13 protein-coding genes are annotated in these 17,141 nt (G+C 63.5%); 8 read left to right on the forward strand and 5 right to left on the reverse strand.

The window, feature by feature from the left end; genetic code table 11:
• The 3 genes from rpiA to GJ654_RS07395 form a co-directional block, all read right to left on the reverse strand.
• The gene (gene rpiA, locus GJ654_RS07385; RefSeq protein WP_155445488.1) at nt 1-714 is read right to left on the reverse strand and encodes a ribose-5-phosphate isomerase RpiA; all 714 of its coding nucleotides are present in this window, start codon (nt 712-714) and stop codon (nt 1-3) included.
• A gap of 60 nt (nt 715-774) precedes the next feature.
• A complete protein-coding gene (locus tag GJ654_RS07390; RefSeq protein ID WP_246664642.1) occupies nt 775-2,649 on the reverse strand; it encodes an ABCB family ABC transporter ATP-binding protein/permease in 1,875 nt (624 codons plus the stop codon).
• A 64-nt stretch (nt 2,650-2,713) separates the two neighbouring features.
• Nucleotides 2,714-3,232 (reverse strand): hypothetical protein, encoded by a 519-nt coding sequence (locus GJ654_RS07395; RefSeq protein ID WP_155445490.1) that lies wholly within the window; start codon nt 3,230-3,232, stop codon nt 2,714-2,716.
• 167 nt (nt 3,233-3,399) lie between these two features.
• Here GJ654_RS07395 and GJ654_RS07400 point away from each other — a divergent pair, with 167 nt between their 5' ends.
• The 3 genes from GJ654_RS07400 to ppa all read left to right on the forward strand — a co-directional run bounded on the left by GJ654_RS07400 (nt 3,400) and on the right by ppa (nt 5,930).
• Nucleotides 3,400-4,713: a carbohydrate porin gene (locus GJ654_RS07400; protein ID WP_155445491.1), complete on the forward strand. Its 1,314-nt coding sequence runs from the start codon at nt 3,400-3,402 to the stop codon at nt 4,711-4,713.
• Nucleotides 4,714-4,809: 96 nt separating this feature from the next.
• Nucleotides 4,810-5,322, forward strand: coding sequence for a GNAT family N-acetyltransferase (locus GJ654_RS07405; RefSeq protein ID WP_155445542.1), 513 nt, complete (start codon nt 4,810-4,812; stop codon nt 5,320-5,322).
• Nucleotides 5,323-5,393: 71 nt separating this feature from the next.
• Nucleotides 5,394-5,930: an inorganic diphosphatase gene (gene ppa, locus GJ654_RS07410; RefSeq protein ID WP_155445492.1), complete on the forward strand. Its 537-nt coding sequence runs from the start codon at nt 5,394-5,396 to the stop codon at nt 5,928-5,930.
• A gap of 49 nt (nt 5,931-5,979) precedes the next feature.
• On the opposite strand, the gene glk is transcribed toward ppa, so the two are convergent.
• Complete coding sequence (gene glk, locus GJ654_RS07415) at nt 5,980-6,939, reverse strand: glucokinase (RefSeq protein WP_264586171.1); 960 nt, start codon at nt 6,937-6,939, stop codon at nt 5,980-5,982.
• 115 nt (nt 6,940-7,054) lie between these two features.
• Between glk and GJ654_RS07420 the strand changes: the two genes are divergently transcribed.
• The 5 genes from GJ654_RS07420 to leuB all read left to right on the forward strand — a co-directional run bounded on the left by GJ654_RS07420 (nt 7,055) and on the right by leuB (nt 16,147).
• Nucleotides 7,055-8,749, forward strand: a complete 1,695-nt coding sequence (locus GJ654_RS07420) for a SulP family inorganic anion transporter (protein ID WP_246664644.1) — start codon at nt 7,055-7,057, stop codon at nt 8,747-8,749.
• A gap of 301 nt (nt 8,750-9,050) precedes the next feature.
• Complete coding sequence (locus GJ654_RS07425; RefSeq protein WP_196305464.1) at nt 9,051-10,736, forward strand: porin; 1,686 nt, start codon at nt 9,051-9,053, stop codon at nt 10,734-10,736.
• 417 nt (nt 10,737-11,153) lie between these two features.
• Nucleotides 11,154-12,833 (forward strand): porin, encoded by a 1,680-nt coding sequence (locus GJ654_RS07430; protein WP_155445496.1) that lies wholly within the window; start codon nt 11,154-11,156, stop codon nt 12,831-12,833.
• A gap of 439 nt (nt 12,834-13,272) precedes the next feature.
• Nucleotides 13,273-14,895: a porin gene (locus GJ654_RS07435; protein WP_155445497.1), complete on the forward strand. Its 1,623-nt coding sequence runs from the start codon at nt 13,273-13,275 to the stop codon at nt 14,893-14,895.
• 145 nt (nt 14,896-15,040) lie between these two features.
• Nucleotides 15,041-16,147, forward strand: a complete 1,107-nt coding sequence (gene leuB / locus GJ654_RS07440; protein ID WP_155445498.1) for a 3-isopropylmalate dehydrogenase — start codon at nt 15,041-15,043, stop codon at nt 16,145-16,147.
• A gap of 296 nt (nt 16,148-16,443) precedes the next feature.
• On the opposite strand, the gene GJ654_RS07445 is transcribed toward leuB, so the two are convergent.
• Complete coding sequence (locus GJ654_RS07445; RefSeq protein WP_155445499.1) at nt 16,444-17,058, reverse strand: GyrI-like domain-containing protein; 615 nt, start codon at nt 17,056-17,058, stop codon at nt 16,444-16,446.
• Nucleotides 17,059-17,141 lie beyond the last annotated feature (83 nt).

The raw sequence follows: 17,141 nt of genomic DNA on the forward strand, positions 1-17,141 counted from the left end.
TTAGGCCGAGAGATCGCCGAGCACGCGAATGCCGGCGGGGTCGGCGATGATGATGGCCGTGGCGAGACCAATGAACAGCCCATGCTCGACGACGCCGGGGATGGCGTTGAGCGCGGCGGCGAGTCCGTCGGGGTCGGGGATCACGCCGAAATCGCAGTCGAAAATCGCATTGCCGCCATCGGTGATGAAACGAGCCCCTGGCGCGCTATATCGAAGGCTGACAGGGCCATGACAGCCATTTGCCTTAGCCGCAAGCTCGATCTGCCGCGCTGTCGCGGTGAGGCCGAACAGGTCCGCTTCGACCGGCAGCTTGAACTTGCCGAGTTTTTCGACCTCCTTGGAGGCGTCGGTGATCACCACCATGCGCCTCGACGCCGCCGCGACGATTTTTTCGCGCAGCAGCGCGCCGCCGCCGCCCTTGATCAGGCGCAGTTTCGGATCGAACTCGTCGGCGCCGTCGACGGTGAGGTCGAGCTCCGGCGTTTCGTCCAGCGTCGAAAGCTTTATGTTCAAGCCTTCCGCCTGCGCGCGCGTACGCTCCGAGGTGGGAACGCAGATGACATCGAGTCCGTCGCGGACCTTTTCGCCAATGCAATCGACAAAGTGCGCGGCGGTGGAGCCGGTGCCCAGGCCGAGCTTCATTCCGGAGCGCACGAGCGCGGCGGCGCGCTCCGCAGCTTGCCGTTTCAACTGTTCGACGGGGGAAAGAGACAAGGCGCAATCTCCTGATGACAGGACTAGGGCTAAAGGCTCAGCCGTCGAAAGGCAATCGGCCTAAATTTGCGACGCGCCAAACAGTTCTTCGTCATCGCGTTTTTCCTCGGGCGGGATCACCGGCGTTTCGTCCTGCGCCTGCCCCTCCTGTTCCGCGAGTTGGCGGTTCCACAAGGCCGCGTAAACCCCGCCTTGGGCGAGCAGGGTTTCGTGGTCGCCGCGCTCGACGAGCGCGCCCTTGTCCATGACCAAAATCTCGTCGGCGTTGACGATGGTCGACAGGCGGTGGGCGATCACGATCGTCGCCCCTCGGCGCGGAAGCTCTTCGAGCGTCGCCTGGATCTCGCGCTCGGTCAGCGTGTCGAGCGCGCTGGTGGCCTCGTCGAGCACCAGGATCGAAGGGTCTTTCAGCAGGGTGCGGGCGATGGCGACGCGCTGCTTTTCGCCGCCGGACAATTTGAGGCCCCGTTCGCCGACCTGGGCGTCGTAACCGCCGGGCGCCACTTCGACAAATTTGTCGATCCGCGCCAGGGCCGCCGCCGCGCGCATCTCTTCCTCGCTCGCCTCGGGGCGCCCGTACAGGATGTTATAGCGGATGGTGTCGTTGAACAGCACGTTGTCCTGGGCCGCCATGCCGATGCTGGCCCGCAGCGACTCCAGCGAAACCGTCGAAATATCCTGGCCGTCGATGAGGATGCGGCCCTGCTGCGGCTGGTAAAAGCGGAAGATCAGCCGCGAAATCGTGCTTTTTCCGGCGCCGGAGGGACCGACGATCGCCACGGTCTTGCCGGCGGGCGCTTCAAAGCTCAGCCCGCGTAAAATGGGGCGGGCGGGGTCGTAGGCGAAATGGACGTCGTCGAAGCGGACGGCGCCGGCGCTGACCACCAGGGCCGGCGCATCGGGCGCGTCGGAGATTTCGTTCGGCTGTCGCAAAATGTCGAACATGGCGGCGATGTCGATCAACGCCTGCTTGGTCTCGCGATAGAGCATCCCCATGAAGTTCAGCGGCTGGTAAAGCTGGATCATCATGGTGTTGAGCAGGACGAAATCGCCGACGGTGTGGCGTCCCGCCTTGATCCCGGTGACGCAGAGCGACATCATCGCGATCATGCCGGTGGTGAAGATCAGCGCCTGGCCGAAATTCAGAACGTTGAGCGACACATAGCTCAGCACGCTGTTTTTCTCGTAGCGCGCCATGGTGCGGTCGTAGCGCTCGGCCTCGCGTTTTTCGGCGCCGAAATATTTGACCGTTTCGTAGTTCAGCAGCGAGTCAATGGCCTTGGCGTTGGCGTCGGTGTCGCTTTCGTTCATCGAGGCGCGGATGCCGATCCGCCAGTTGGTGGCGACGAAAGTATAGGAGAGATAGGCGACCACCGTCACCGCGACGATCCCCACGTAACGCGCGTCGAACTGGAAGTACAGCACGCCGCAGACCAGGGCGAGCTCCAGGATCGTTGGAGCCCCCGTCAGCATGACCAGGCGGGTCAGCGTTTCGATGGCGTTGCGGCCGCGCTCGAGCACGCGCGTCAACGCGCCGGTCTTGCGCTCCAGATGAAAGCGCAGCGGCAGCGCGTGCAGATGGACGAACACGTCGAGCGCGAGGCGGCGCACCGCGTTCATCGCCACCTTGGCGAACATGCCGTCGCGCGCCTGCGTGAATCCGACCATGGCGACGCGCAGCGCGCCGTAAAGCACGGTCATGGCGATGGGGCCGGCGATAAGGCCGGGCGAAACCTCCACCCCCTTCGCAAGGTCGGTGAGGGCGTCGGTCGCCCATTTGAAGGCGTAGGGCATCCCGATCGTCGCCAGTTTGGCGAGGATCAGCAGGGCGAAGGAGATGAAAATGCGAATCTTCAGGTCGGCGCGCCGGCTCGGCCAGACATAGGGCCACAATTCCAGCAGGACCGTCGACAGGCGGGGGGCGTTTTCGTTCATCGTCAGGCGTGCATATATGAGCGAACGCCGTCGCGACAAGCGCATTCACGCCCCGGCCCCGGGATCAGCTGTGCAAGCCCGGCTGGTCGCCGCGCTCGGGGATCTTTTGCGCGCGTGGCTTGCGCCGGCCGAATTCCCCCTTGAAGGCGGCTTTCCAGATTGCGATCGCCTCGTCCTCGCTGCTGGCGGTGATGAATTGCGGCGGCGTCACCGGCAGGCCGTCGCGCTCGAAACAGGCCACCATGAACAGGGACAGGTGCTTCGGATTGCACTGCTTGGCTTGCTTGAGCAGGTCGCCCGCGTCGCAGATGGCGTCCTGCGCCTGGATCAGCTCTTCGCGAGCTTCGGGCGACGCCGCCTCCATGGCTTCCGCCCACAGCCGCATTCCCGCGGCCTCGTAAAGATCGCCGGCCAGTTTGCGCGCGCGCGTCAGTGGCAGGGTGAGCGTCAGCTTGCCGGCTACGCGCTTCTTTTGCTCGAGGGGAGCGGATTTTTCCGGGGTCGACCGGGCGCCCGGAGCGCGCGCCTTGCTCTTCTTTGCCATGGTGAACAACAAACTCTGGTTCTGTGACTTGGCGCGCATGTTATCGGAAAATCCGCCGGGCGACACTGGCTCGGTCCACGCTCGACCAGGCAAGCCCTGGTGGATGTTCGCAGATTTGAATCGTTCCATACCGATGCTAATGCTTGTCAAGCTTGGCGCGATCGCCGATTTTCCACGGGCGGGATGAGATACGGGCGAGAGGCCGGATGCTGAACACGTGCAAGAAATCGGCGCTGGCCGCTTGTCTCGCCCTGTTCGCCGCCTCAGCGCGCGCCGATGACGGGCCGCCCTCGATCATCAGTTCGGTCCCGGCGCTCGCCCCCTACGGCGACTTCAAGAAAATGCTGGCCGACCAGGGCGTGACCCTTCAGAACACCTATATCGGCGAAGTCCTTGGCAATCCGACCGGCGGCGCGCGCCAGGGCGTGATCGCCGAAGGGCGCCTCGACACGGTGATCGAAGCCGACATGGGCAAGATCGCCAATCTGAACGGCGGAACATTCCACGCCGAGGGTTTTTGGATCCAAGGCATTGGACTCTCGCGCTACTATTTGAACAACCTGCTGCCGGCGAGCTATATCGAGGCCATGCCCACCATCCGGCTCTATGAGCTGTGGTACGAGCAAAAGCTCTTCGACGACAAGGTCGCCGTGAGAATCGGCCAGCTCGGCGCGGACACTGATTTCGTCTCGTCGAAATACGCGCAGCTTTTCATCAATTCCACGACGGGATGGCCCGGCCTCCTCGCCTGGGACATGCCGAGCGGCGGCTCCGCCTACCCGTTTTCGGCGCTGGGCGCGCGCGTCAAATATGACATCAACGACGCCTTCACTTACGTCGTCGCCGTCTACGACGGCAATCCCGCGGGACCCGGAACCGGCGATCCGCAGCTCCGCGACCCCTATGGCCTCAATTTCCGCCTGACCGATCCGCCGCTGGTCATGCAGGAACTGCAGATCAAATATAACCAGGACAAGGACGCGCCGGGCCTTGCGGGAACGATCAAGCTGGGCGCGTGGCGGAATTTCGGCATGTTCAACGACGTCGACGGCCGTCCTTTCGTCATTGTCGGTCTGCCCGTGCCGGTTCACTCGGGCGACTACGGATTTTACGGCATCATCGACCAGCAGCTGATCAGGGCGCCGGGCGATGCGACCAAGGGGCTGGGCGCCTTCTTCCGCGCATTCACCGCGCCGGGCGACCGCAACGTTTCGGATTTCGATTTCGACACCGGCGTCAACCTGTCCGGCTTCTTCGACGGGCGGCCGAACGACATCGCCGGCCTTTGCTTCGCCTTCATGCGCATTTCCAACGCCACGGCGAATTCCGTCATCGAGGCGGGCTATTCCGTGCGTCCCGATTTCGAGGCGCTGGTCGAGGCGACCTATCAGGCGCAGGTCGTTCCTGGCCTCAGCGTCCAGCCGGTCGTTCAATATGTGATTCATCCCGGCGCGCAACTGGACGGCGGAACCCACCCCAACGCCCTGGTCCGGGGCGTCGGCGGCGCCGTGAATTTCTGACGCGCCCGGCGAGAAGCGGAAACTGGCGGCGCCGCAAGCGCGGTTTCGCATGGAACTCGCTTGCCGGAAAACACGCTTGGTCGTAACATCTCGTCCATGTCGCAGGCGCTCATCACCATAAGGCGCGCAATGCCCGGCGATGCCGACCAGATCGCCGCAGTCCACGATGCTGCGTGGCGCGAGGCCTATCGCGGCGTGATTCCCGGACGGGAGCTCGAGCGACTGATTGCGCGACGCGGGCCGGACTGGTGGCGCAGCGCCGTGCTGCAAGGTAGCCGGCTCCTGGTCCTGTCCACGCATGGGCGGCTGGGCGGCTATGTCTCCTACGGACGCAACCGGGCGCCTTCGCTCGAATATGATGGCGAGATTTTCGAACTCTATCTGGCGCCGGAATATCAGGGGCTTGGCTTCGGCCGGCGCCTGTTCCAGGGCGGGCGCGACGACTTGGCCGCCAATGGCCTCGACCGCGTTCTGGTCTGGTCGCTCGCGGACAATACGCGAGCCCTTGATTTCTATCGACGGCTTGGCGGCAAGGAAATTCGCCGCGCCCGCGAAATCTTCGGCGGCGTCCGGCTTGGACGCGTCGCCTTCGGATTTGAAGCCGCTTGACCGGACGATTCCGGTTGCGATTGTCGAGTGAATGACTAAACAAGGGCTCAGGTCAATCATCGGAGAGCCCAATGCGTCTCGACGCCATCAGCATCGGCAAGAATTATCCCGAAGACGTCAATGTCGTCATCGAAGTTCCGATCGGCGGCGAGCCGATCAAATATGAAATGGACAAGCCGTCGGGCGCGCTGATGGTGGACCGCTTCCTCTACACGCCGATGCGCTATCCCGGCAATTACGGCTTCATTCCGCACACCCTGTCCGAAGACGGCGACCCCTGCGACGTGCTGGTGGCCAACACCCGCCCGATCATTCCCGGCGCGATCATCAATGTCCGCCCGATCGGCGTGCTCAAGATGATCGATGAAGCCGGCGGCGACGAAAAAATCCTGGCCGTGCCCAGCCACAAGCTCACCAAACGCTACGACAAGGTGCAGTGCTACACCGATCTGCCCGAGATCACCTGGAAGCAGATCGAGCACTTCTTCACGCATTACAAGGATCTGGAGCCCGGCAAATGGGTCAAGTTCGCCGGCTGGGGCGATGCGGCGGAAGCCAAGCGCGTCATCACCGAGTCGATCGAGCGCGCCAAGATCGAGAAGAAGTAAGTTCGGTTTCGATTTATCCGAGGGCGCGGGGGAAACCACCGCGCCTTTTTCATGGCCGGAACGCCGCCGCCGCGCCGAACAGGCCGGGCTGCGGGTGGACGATCATCCAGACCGGAATGTTCGCCATCATCTCGCGATAACGCCCCTTGGCGACGAAGCTGTTCGCGAATGCGGAAGCGCCCAGCAGGGGGGCTATGCGCGGCGCCAGGCCGCCGGCGAGAATGACGGCTTCGGCGCCATGAACCAGGGCGAGATCGCCGGCGACCGCGCCAAGGCACGAGCAGAATTTTTGCAGCGCGGCGCGCGCGAACGCGTCGGTTCCGGCGATGGCCGCCGCCCACAGCGTGGGGGCGTCGGGAGCCTCCACGCCCGAGTGCGCCGAAAATATTTCCGCCAAACCCGGCCCCGACAGGATGCGCTCAATCGAGACGCGGCCGAATTTTTCGCGCAGGCGCGCCAGCAGATCATCCTCGAAGGCGTCGCGCGGCGCAAAGTCGATGTGGCCGCCCTCGGTTTCGACGACCCGATGGCCGTCGGCGCCGATGATCAATTGCGCGACGCCCAGGCCCGTGCCCGGTCCCAGGATCGAGATCACCCCGGAGCGCGGCGGTCGATCTGGTCCGAAGACGTGCGAAAAACTCGACGGATCGGCTTTGGCCGCCGCATGCGCGACGGCGCCGAAATCGTTGAGCAACCGCACTTCGTCCAGGCCAAGCTCCGCGGCCAGCGTTTTGGGACGCAGGGTCCAGGGATTGTTGGTGAATTTCAGCGTCTCGCCCCGGATCGGGCAGGCGAGGGCGAAGCTCGCGCGCCGGGGGCGCGCGCCCTCGATCTTGTCCGCGAACGTCTTGTACGCGGAGGCGAGGTCGGGATAATCCGCCGTGCGCAACACAACGGCGTCGCCAAGCTCTGGCCTGGAGTCGCGGTCGATCCCGGCCAGCGCGAAGCGCGCATGGGTGCCGCCAATGTCGGCGACGGCGATGATTTCCGCGTGTGAGCCGTTTGCCACGTGAATCCTCCGATGCGCCCGAGTTTTCGGCGCGAGTCTATCCCCAAAGCGCGTTGCGCGCACGAATCCCTTTCCTTCGCCGCCGGCATGGGACAGATTTGGCGAGGGGGCGCCGATGAACGGAACGGAAAAAAGCCGGTTGTTGTTTCGCGGCTTGATGGGCGCCGGCGCCTCGTGGCGCGCCGATCTGCTGGCGGGGCTGACGCTGGCCGCCATCGCCGCGCCCGAGCAGATGGCGACGGCGCGCCTCGGCGGCTACGCGCCTTCGATCGGCTTTTTCGCCTTTATGGCGGGCGCGCTCGGCTTCGCCGCGTTCGGCGCCAATCGCTTGATGTCGGTGGGTGCGGATTCGACGATCATGCCCATTTTCGCCGCCTCGCTCGCCCTGATCGCGCCGGTGGGCGGCGCGGACTACGCCATGCTCTCGGCGCTGCTGGCTTTTCTCGTCGGCGCGACGATGTGCGGGGCCGGGCTGTTTCGCGCCGGCTGGGTCGCCAATCTGCTGTCGATCCCGGTGCTGACCGGGTTTTTGGCCGGTATAGCCGTCCACATCGTGATGTCGCAATTGCCGGCGCTGCTTGGCCTGCCCCCGGGTTCGGGCGACGCGTTGCAGCGCGCCGGCGAGATCGCGGCCCGGATCGGCGAGGCCAAGCCGCTGGCGATGTCCGTCGGCCTGGCTAGCCTCGCCCTGATCGTCGCGGCCGAGGTTTTTGCGCCACGGCTTCCCGCCGCCTTGCTGGCGGTGGGCGCGGCCACGTTTGGCGCGCTGTGGTTCGATGTCGATCCCGCCGCGCTTCCGGTCATTGGGGCCTTTCCCGTCGAGTGGCCGAAATCGGTTGCGCTGGACGCCAGTGTCGAACAGGTCTTCAGGCTGGTCGGCCTCGCCGTTCTCCTGACGCTCGTCATCATGGTGCAGAGCGCGGCCGTTTCGCGCGCCTATGGATCGCCCGACGGGGAGACCGACATCAACAGGGATTTTGTCGGCATTGGCGCGGGCGGCCTGCTGGCGGGGCTGTTCGGCGCCTTCCCCGTCAACGCCAGCCCGCCGCGAACCGCGATGGTCGAGGCCAGCGGCGGGCGATCGCAACTGTCCGGGCTCTCCGCCGCGCTTGCGCTCGCGCTGCTCGCGGCGTTCGGCGAGAAATTCCTCAGCCACACGCCGGAAGCCTCATTGGCGGCCATCCTGCTGTTCATCGCCGGCCGCATCGTGAGGCTGGCCGACATGCGCGACATTTTCCGGCGTTCCCGGCCTGAATTCCTGCTGATGGCGATCACGGCGGCGGCCGTGGTGCTGCTGCCGGTGCAGACCGGGGTGGCGCTGGCGATCATCCTGTCGCTGATCCACGGCGTCTGGTCGACGACGCAGACCGACTTGCAAACGTTCGAGCGCCTGCCGGGTGAAACCGTGTGGTGGCCGCGCAATCCTTCCTGCCCCGGCGAAACCCTCCCCGGGGTCGCCGTGGTCGGCTTCCAGGCGCCGCTGTCCCACCTCAACGCCGACCGGTTCCGGATGCAATTGCAGGAGCTTGCGCAGCGACAGCCGATGCGGCTCATCGTCCTCGAGGCCTCCGCCATCGTTTCCATCGACTACACGGCGGCGCGGGCGCTGGCCGCGGCGATCAAGCATTGCCACGGGCTCGGCTGCGATTTCGCCATCGCTCGGCTCGAGTCCGTGCGCGCGCAGGCGGCCCTGCGCGCCTCCGGGGTGGTGGAGGCGCTCGCCCGTCCGGACGCCAGCGGCGAGACGCGGATTTTCCACAGCGTTGACGAGGCTTTGCGTCAACTGGTCGGCCCGCAAGGAGGGCGATGACGACCGGCCTCCGTCACAGGAGATCCTCGGGCTGCCGCTGGCTCTGATCTTTGAGCCAACAGTCGGCATTTTAGATTCGGATTGTCACAAAACGCCCAAAAAAATGTGGCAAATTTGAAACAGACTTCTGCAAACCGCGCCCAGAGGCGGCTTTCGAGGCCGCGGGTCGTTGCCAAAAATTTGAGCCGATTTTATTGGTTATGACAGCCGCGCTTGAGGGGTTAAGCGCGCCTCGTAGTTTCAGGTTGCCGCGACGTTTATGCGTCTCGAACGGCCTTTGACCCTGGATTTGGAGACCGAAATGAAGAACCATTTGATGGCAGCGGCCGCCGTCCTCGCGTTGATGTCCGCGAGCTCCGTCGCTTATGCCGGTGATCAAGCCGACGTCAAGGCTCTCAAGGCCCAGGCCGCCGAGCTCAAGAAGCAGAACGCCGCTCTAGAGCAGCGCCTCAACAAGCTGGAGACGCAGCAGGCCGCCGACGCGTCCGCTTCTCCGACCGATTTTCTCGCCCAGGTGACCAAGGGTCCGCTGCCGGTCGTGCTCGATGACGGCCCGATCTGCTGGAAGGGCATCTGCATCAACGGCGCCATCGATGGCGGTCTCGCCTGGGCGCAGCATGGCGCGCCGCTGAACGCCAAGTACTACAACGGCAACGGAATGCTGACGAGCCAGGCGAACCGCCCCTACTTCGGCTTCAACCCGAACGGCCTCGGCAGCAGCCAGATCGGCATCAAGGGTTCGGTCGAAATCCTGCCCGGCTGGTCCGGCGTGTTCACCGCCAACACCTATTTCAACCCGCAGTCCGGCCAGCTCCAGAACGCCCCGGGTTCGCTGGTCGACAACCAGGGTCTCCCGGTTGCGGCGCGTTCGCTTTCCGCTGACGGTTCGCGCGGCGGCCAGGCCTTCAACGACCAGTTGTTCGTCGGTGTGTCCTCGAAAGATTTCGGCACGCTGACCTTCGGTCGTCATCGCACCTTCGCGACCGATCTGGTCGTCGCCTATGACGCGACCGGCGGCGCTTCGGCCTATTCGTTGCTCGGTTATTCCGGATCCTACGTCTCGGGCTTGGGCTATACCGGCGACGGCCGCTGGGACAACTCGCTGAAGTACAAGGTCAGCTACGGCCCGGCCCGCTTCGGCGCCATGTACAAGTTCATCGACGGCAACGGCGGCAGCAACTGGGGCAACACCACCTGCCTTATCGGCTCCACGGGATGCCCGGTTGGCACCGTGAACGGGACGACCGTGCCGCGGGTCTTCTATGCTCGTCATAATGACGCCGCCCAGTTCGATCTCGGCGCCTCCTATGGCGGCTTCGATATTGACGGCGTGATCGGCTACTACCACCAGGCCACCACCGGCGCGGCTTTGTCTTCCCTCCAGTTGAGCGGCACGTCGACCTTCACGCCTCCGCTTCCCGGAGCCGCGTTGACCACGGTCGGCAACAACAATTCCGGCACGCTCTCTGGCACGGCTCAGGACGCCACGGGCGGCGCGATCGGCGCGAAATACACCTGGAACCAGTGGAAGTTCTACGCGGGTTGGGCGCATCTCATCTCCCACAACCCGGCTGACCCGGTCGGCATTGGTTCGCAGAACGATCAGGGCGGCTACGTTTACAGCTCGGTCAACAACAGAGCGTTCCCGCGCGCCCGTCTGCTTGACACCGAGTGGTTCGGCGTGAGGTACGCTTGGGATCCCAAGACCGACATCGTCGCGCAATACGTGCACGTGGGTCAGAACAACTACTACACCAACACGCCCGCTGGCGCCGTCGCCGCCAATTGCGGCGGCACGAACGCGGTTCGCGCCAGCTCTTGCTCCGGTTACATCAACCAGTTCGGCGCCTACGTGGACTACCACTTCACCAAGCGCTTCGACGTGTACGGCGGCGTGTCCTATTCCAACTTTGCTGGCGGTCTCGCCGCCGGCTACTTCTACAACACCAACTGGACCCCGTCCGTCGGCGCCCGCTTCGTCTTCTGATCTCGAAACAGAAGCCTAAACAAATGGAGACCCGCGAACCTCGGTTCGCGGGTCTTTCTTTGTCGCCTGAGCGGCCTGGCCAATTTCCCGACGCTTGTTGCGTGTTTGCAACAGTCGCGTCAGAGGCGCTGAAAATAGGAAAATTATCTACATAAAGAGGAAATTCAGCTTCGCTCAAGCTATTTGAGGCATTATTTTTCCCTGGAACGGGACGTGCGCGTGCGGACTGGTCAAATCAGACGAAGTAGAGTCGAAAGGGCGCCCAAGAAATGACCTTTATCGGGTCGGGCGGGCGATGTAAGTAAAACACGACTTGCCAATAGCAACGTTGTTCGTCGGTTCCCCTCACCACAAGACGGACCTCATGCGCGTCGTCCGGCGCGCCCAATAGCGGCTGAAGCTCGACAGGAGCAGAACATGAAACATAAGTGGATGGCCGCGGTCGCAGCGGTCGCGATCATGAGCGCGGCGGGCGCGCGCGCCGAGGAGACCGTCAGCGTCAAGGACCTGAAGGCTCAGGCGGCGGCCCTGAAGAAGCAGAACGAGGCCCTCGAATCGCGCCTCAGCGCGCTCGAGGCGCAGGCGGGCCAGACGGCGCCCGCGTCCGGCGATTTCCTCGCCCAAGTAACCAAGGGTCCGCTGCCGGTCGTGCCCGATGACGGTCCGATCTGCTGGAAGGGCATCTGCATCAACGGCGCCATCGACGGCGGCCTCGCCTGGGCGCAGCATGGCATCCCGCTGAACAGCAAGTACTATAACGGCAACGAGCAGCTGACCCGGAACGCGAACCACGCGTATTTCGGCTTCAACCCGAACGGCCTCGGCAACAGCCAGATCGGCATCAAGGGCTCGGTCGAAATCCTGCCCGGCCTGTCCGGCGTGTTCACCGCCAACACCTATTTCAACCCGCAGTCCGGCCAGCTCCAGAACGCCCCGGGATCGCTGGTCGACAACCAAGGCCTTGCGGTTGCGGCGCAGTCGCTCAACTCCGATGGTTCGCGCGGCGGTCAGGCCTTCAACGACCAGCTGAACTTCGGTGTGTCCTCGAAGGAGTTCGGCACGCTGACCTTCGGTCGCCACCGCACCTTCGCGACCGATCTGGTCGGCGCCTATGACGCGACCGGCGGCGCTCCGGCCTATTCGCTGATCGGCTATTCCGGGTCCTACGTCTCCGGCTTGGCCTATACCGGCGACGGCCGCTGGGACAACTCGCTGAAGTACAAGGTCAGCTACGGCCCGGCCCGCTTCGGCGCCATGTACAAGTTCGTTGACGGCAACGGCGGCAGCAACTGGGGCAACACCACCTGCCTCATCGGCTCCACGGGATGCCCCGTTGGCACCGTGAACGGGACGACCGTGCCGCGGGTCTTCTATGGGCGTCATAATGACGCCGCCCAGTTCGATCTCGGCGCCTCTTATGGCGGCTTCGATATTGACGGTGTGATCGGCTACTACCACCAAGCCACCAATGCCTCGGTTCTGAGCAGCCTCCAGTTGAGCGGCACGTCGACCTTCACGCCTCCGCTTCCCGGCGCCGCGGTGACCACGGTCGGCAACAACAATTCCGGCACGCTCTCTGGCACGGCTCAGGACGCCACCGGCGGCGCGATCGGCGCGAAATACACCTGGAACCAGTGGAAGTTCTACGCGGGTTGGGCGCATCTCATCTCCCACAACCCGGCTGACCCGGTCGGCATTGGTTCGCAGAACGATCAGGGCGGCTACGTTTACAGCTCGGTCAACAACAGAGCTTTCCCGCGCGCCCGTCTGCTTGACACCGAGTGGTTCGGCGTGAGGTACGCTTGGGATCCCAAGACCGACATCGTCGCGCAATACGTGCACGTGGGTCAAAACAGCTACTACACCAACACGCTCGCTGGCGCTGTCGCCGCCAACTGCGGCGGCACGAACGCGGTTCGCGCCAGCTCTTGCTCCGGTTACATCAACCAGTTCGGCGCCTTCGTGGACTACCACTTCACCAAGCGCTTCGACGTGTACGGCGGCGTGTCCTATTCCAACTTCGCCGGCGGCCTCGCCGCCGGTTACCTCTACAACTCCAATTGGACGCCGTCTGTCGGCGCCCGCTTCGTCTTCTGATCGCCGACAGACGATCGGATCGAAATCGTCCCGCGAGCTTCGGCTCGCGGGATTTTTTGCGTTCGGTTGCGGAGGCGTCTGATCATTCCCCAAGACGGATTTCCGCTACGGCGTTGCCCATATGCAACGGTCCGAGACCGGAGAACAGAAACAATGTTTTTATAGCAAAAAGAAAAAAAATCACTATTTCTAACGTATAGAAAAGAGAATAATTCCGTGATTATCAATTTTGTGTTTAAACTGTCATAAAAGCGTCAGAGACGTGACATAATAGAGGCTACAACGGGGCCTTTTCTTGGGCAAATGGTTCAGGTTATTGGTCGGGCGCAACAGACAAGCACATGATCAATGCGTCGGCCCCTCCCTTCTCCTCCGGCGATCTTTGAATCTTGTGTTTTGATTTCGCGCAAACAGCGGCGAAAGCCCGACAGGAGTTGAAATGAAGACCAAATGGATGGCGGCGGTCGCGGCTGCTGCGGTACTCACGGCGTCGGGCGTGGCCCGCGCGGAAGATGGCTCCGTAACGGCCCTGCGCGCCCAGGCCACGGAGCTCAAGAAGCAGAACGCGGCTCTCGAGAAGCGCCTCAGCAAGCTGGAAACGCAGCAGGCCGCCGACGCGTCCGCCTCGCCGACCGATTTCCTGGCGCAGGTGACCAAGGGACCGCTGCCGGTGGTCCTGGATGATGGCCCGATCTGCTGGAAGGGCATCTGCATCAACGGCGCCATTGACGGCGGCCTCAGCTACGCGTCCCATGGCGCGCCGCTGAACAGCAAGTACTACAACGGCAATGAAATGATCACCAAGGCCGGCAACCGGCCGTACTTTGGCTTCAACCCGAACGGTCTCGGCAACAGCCAGGTCGGCGTCAAGGGTTCGGTCGAGTTGATCCCCGACTGGGCCGGCGTTTTCACCCTCAACACCTATTTCAACCCGCAGTCCGGCCAGTTGCAGAACGCTCCGGGTTCGCTGGTCGACAACTCGGGCGTGCCGCTCATCTCGCAGTCGCAGAACGGCGACGGTTCGCGCGGCGGTCAAGCCTTCAACGACCAGGCGAACTTCGGTGTGTCCAGCAAGACGTTCGGCACACTGACCTTCGGTCGCCACCGGACCCTGAACAATGATCTGTTCGGCGCCTATGACCCGACCGGCGGCGCGCCTGCTTTCTCCTTCATTGGCTATTCCGGCTCGTTCGGCGCCGGTCTCGGCTTCACCGGCGACAGCCGTTGGGACAACTCGCTGAAGTACAAGGTTACCTACGGCCCGGTCCGCTTTGGCGCCATGTACAAGTTCGTCGACGGCAACAGCGGCAGCAACGCCGGCAACGCCAACACGCCCACCGTGTTCTTCAAGCGTCAGAACGACGCCGCCCAGTTCGACGTTGGGTTCTCCTATGCCGGCTTCGACGTCGACGGCGTGATCGGCTACTTCAACCAGGCCATCAACAGCGGCGCGCTCAACACGACGCAGTTGCGCGGCGTCGACACCCTGACGCTTCCCGGCAGCAGCACGAATGTGGCCATCAACACGGTCAACAACAGCAACGCCGGCACGCTCTCGGGCACTGCGGCGGACACCACTGGCGGTTCGATCGGCGCCAAGTACACCTGGAACCAGTGGAAGTTCTACGGTGGCTGGTCCCACATGATCTTCCACAACCCGAAGAACCCGGTCGGCATCGGTTCGCAGAACGACCAGGGCGGCTATGTCCTGAGCTCCGTGAACAACAATGCCTATCCGAACGCTCGTCTGCTGGACGTCGAATGGTTCGGCGTGAAGTACGCCTGGGATCCCAAGACCGACATCATCGCGGTCTACGAGCATGCCAACCAGAACAGCTATGGCTCCGCCGCGACCCAGCGCGCCTGCAACACCAACAACCGTTCGTCGGGCACCTGCGCCGGCACGATGAATCAGGCCAGCCTTTCCGCCGTGTACCACTTCACCAAGCGCTTCGATGTGTACGGCGGCGTGTCCTGGTCGACCTGGAACGGCGGCTTCTCGAACGGCTCGCAATACAGTGTCAACTGGGCCCCGACCGTCGGCGCCCGCTTCACCTTCTGATCGCGGTCGGCAGATCGGATCGAAAATCGTCCCGCGCGCTTCGGCGCGCGGGATTTTCTTTTTCCCCCGCCGAATCCTTGCCAAGGGACGCGCGCAGGTTTAGCAAGGCCGCCAAATCCCCCAAAAATCCGCAAAGAGGCTGATGATGGCGAGCTACAATATTTTCCTGCTTCCCGGCGATGGCATCGGGCCGGAAGTGACGGCGGAAGTCGAAAAGGTTGCAAAAATCGTTTCGGACGCCGGTCTCGCCAAATTCGAATTCGAAAAAGGGCTCGTCGGCGGCTCCGCCTATGACGCGCATGGACTGGCCATTTCGGAAGCGGACATGGCGCGGGCGCAGGCCGCCGACGCGGTGCTGCTCGCCGCCGTGGGCGGTCCGAAATGGGCCAATGTTCCCTACGAAGTGCGCCCCGAAGCGGGATTGCTGCGTCTGCGAAAAGATCTGGGCCTGTTCGCCAACCTGCGCCCCGCCATCTGCTATCCGGCGCTCGCCGACGCCTCCTCGCTCAAGCGCGACATTGTCGAAGGCCTCGACATCATGATCGTGCGCGAGCTGACCGGCGGTGTCTATTTCGGCGAGCCCAAGGAAATCACCAACCTGCCCAATGGCCAGAAGCGCGCCGTCGACACCCAGGTCTACGAAACCTACGAGATCGAGCGCATCGCGGCGGTCGCCTTCGAGCTGGCGCGCAAGCGCAACAACAAGGTGACCTCCTCGGAAAAACACAATGTGATGAAGTCGGGCGTGCTGTGGAAGGAAGTCGTCACCGACCTCCACAAGAAGTCTTATGCCGACGTCAAGCTCGAGCACATGCTGGCGGATGCGCTGGGCATGCAGTTGGTGCGCTGGCCCAAGCAGTTCGACGTGATCGTCACGGACAACCTTTTTGGCGACATGCTGTCGGACGTCGCCTCGATGCTGACGGGATCGCTGGGCATGCTGCCGTCTGCGTCGCTCGGCGAAGCCGACGCCAATGGCAAGCGCAAGGCGATGTATGAACCCGTGCACGGCTCGGCGCCGGATATCGCGGGCAAGGGCATCGCCAATCCGATCGCCATGATCGGCTCGTTCGGCATGGCTTTGCGCTATTCCTTTGGCCTGATCGAGGCCGCCGACCTCATCGAAAAGGCGATTTCCGACGTGCTCGCCGCCGGCCTGCGCACCGCAGACATCAAGGGCGAGGCGGCGTCGAGCATCTCGACCTCGGCGATGGGCGACGCCATCGCCAACGCGCTGAAGAAGGCGATCTGAAGGGAAGCGACGCCTCATACGGTTTCCGCAAGATCGCTTCGCGATCCGCGAAAACGAAATCGCGCGGAAATCCTTCAGGCGAAGGGCGGATTTCCGCGCGAGCGGAATACGATTTCCGAATTGATCCTTCGGAAATCGTATCAGATCGTTGAGAGGTCCGTGGATAGCCCTCGTGCTTCGAGACGCCGCCCTTGGGCGGCTCCTCAGCATGGGGGCTAATTTTATATAGAGGGTCCCCTCATGGTTAGGAGGCTGCAAAGCAGCCGTCTCGAACCATGGCTATCGATACGAATCGTTCATTTCAAGAACACGTAGATATCGGCCTTGAGCGCCTGGTCGGACGCGTCCTTGCCCTCGACCAGATAGTCCTCGAGATAGATATTGGTCGCCTCGAGGCCCTTCTCGTCGAGATAGGCGGTGATGGCGTCGTAGGTGGTGTCGATGTCGTCGTAGCTGCCGGTGTGGGTGAATTTGATCGCCTTTCCGGCCGGCGTTTCCCCGAGAATGATCCCGTCGGGCAGGCTCGGCTTGGCGACGGGCTCGACCGGCAGGATGGCGTCGAACTTGAAGCCGGCGTCGTCGGTCTCGGTGAAGGCGGCCATGCCGTGGTCGACGGGTTTCAACCCGGCCTTTTGGGCGGCGGCGCGCAGTTTCTCGATGCCCTCGCGGATTTTCGCGTAGCCGTCTTCCCAGTTCGCGGAACTGTGTATGACCAGCGCGGGCCGGCCGGCGAGGTCGGCGGGCTTCAGCGTTTCCGATTCCGGGGCGGCGGCGGGCGGCGCCGCATCTGCGGGGGCCGACGGGGCGGGCGTGGGCGCCGGTGTTTGCGCGACGCTCGCGGTCACGGCGACGGCCAGCGCCATGCAGGCGAGCAGCGGCGCGCGGCAGGAAGCAAAGTGGCCGTTCTTCATGGCAAGCTCCAAACAATCGTCGAAAATGCAACGTCCGCGGTCTATGGCCCCGCACCGTCTTTTCTCTTATATACCGCCTAAAC

Source organism: Rhodoblastus acidophilus (assembly GCF_009720655.1).
Classification (GTDB): domain Bacteria; phylum Pseudomonadota; class Alphaproteobacteria; order Rhizobiales; family Beijerinckiaceae; genus Rhodoblastus; species Rhodoblastus acidophilus_A.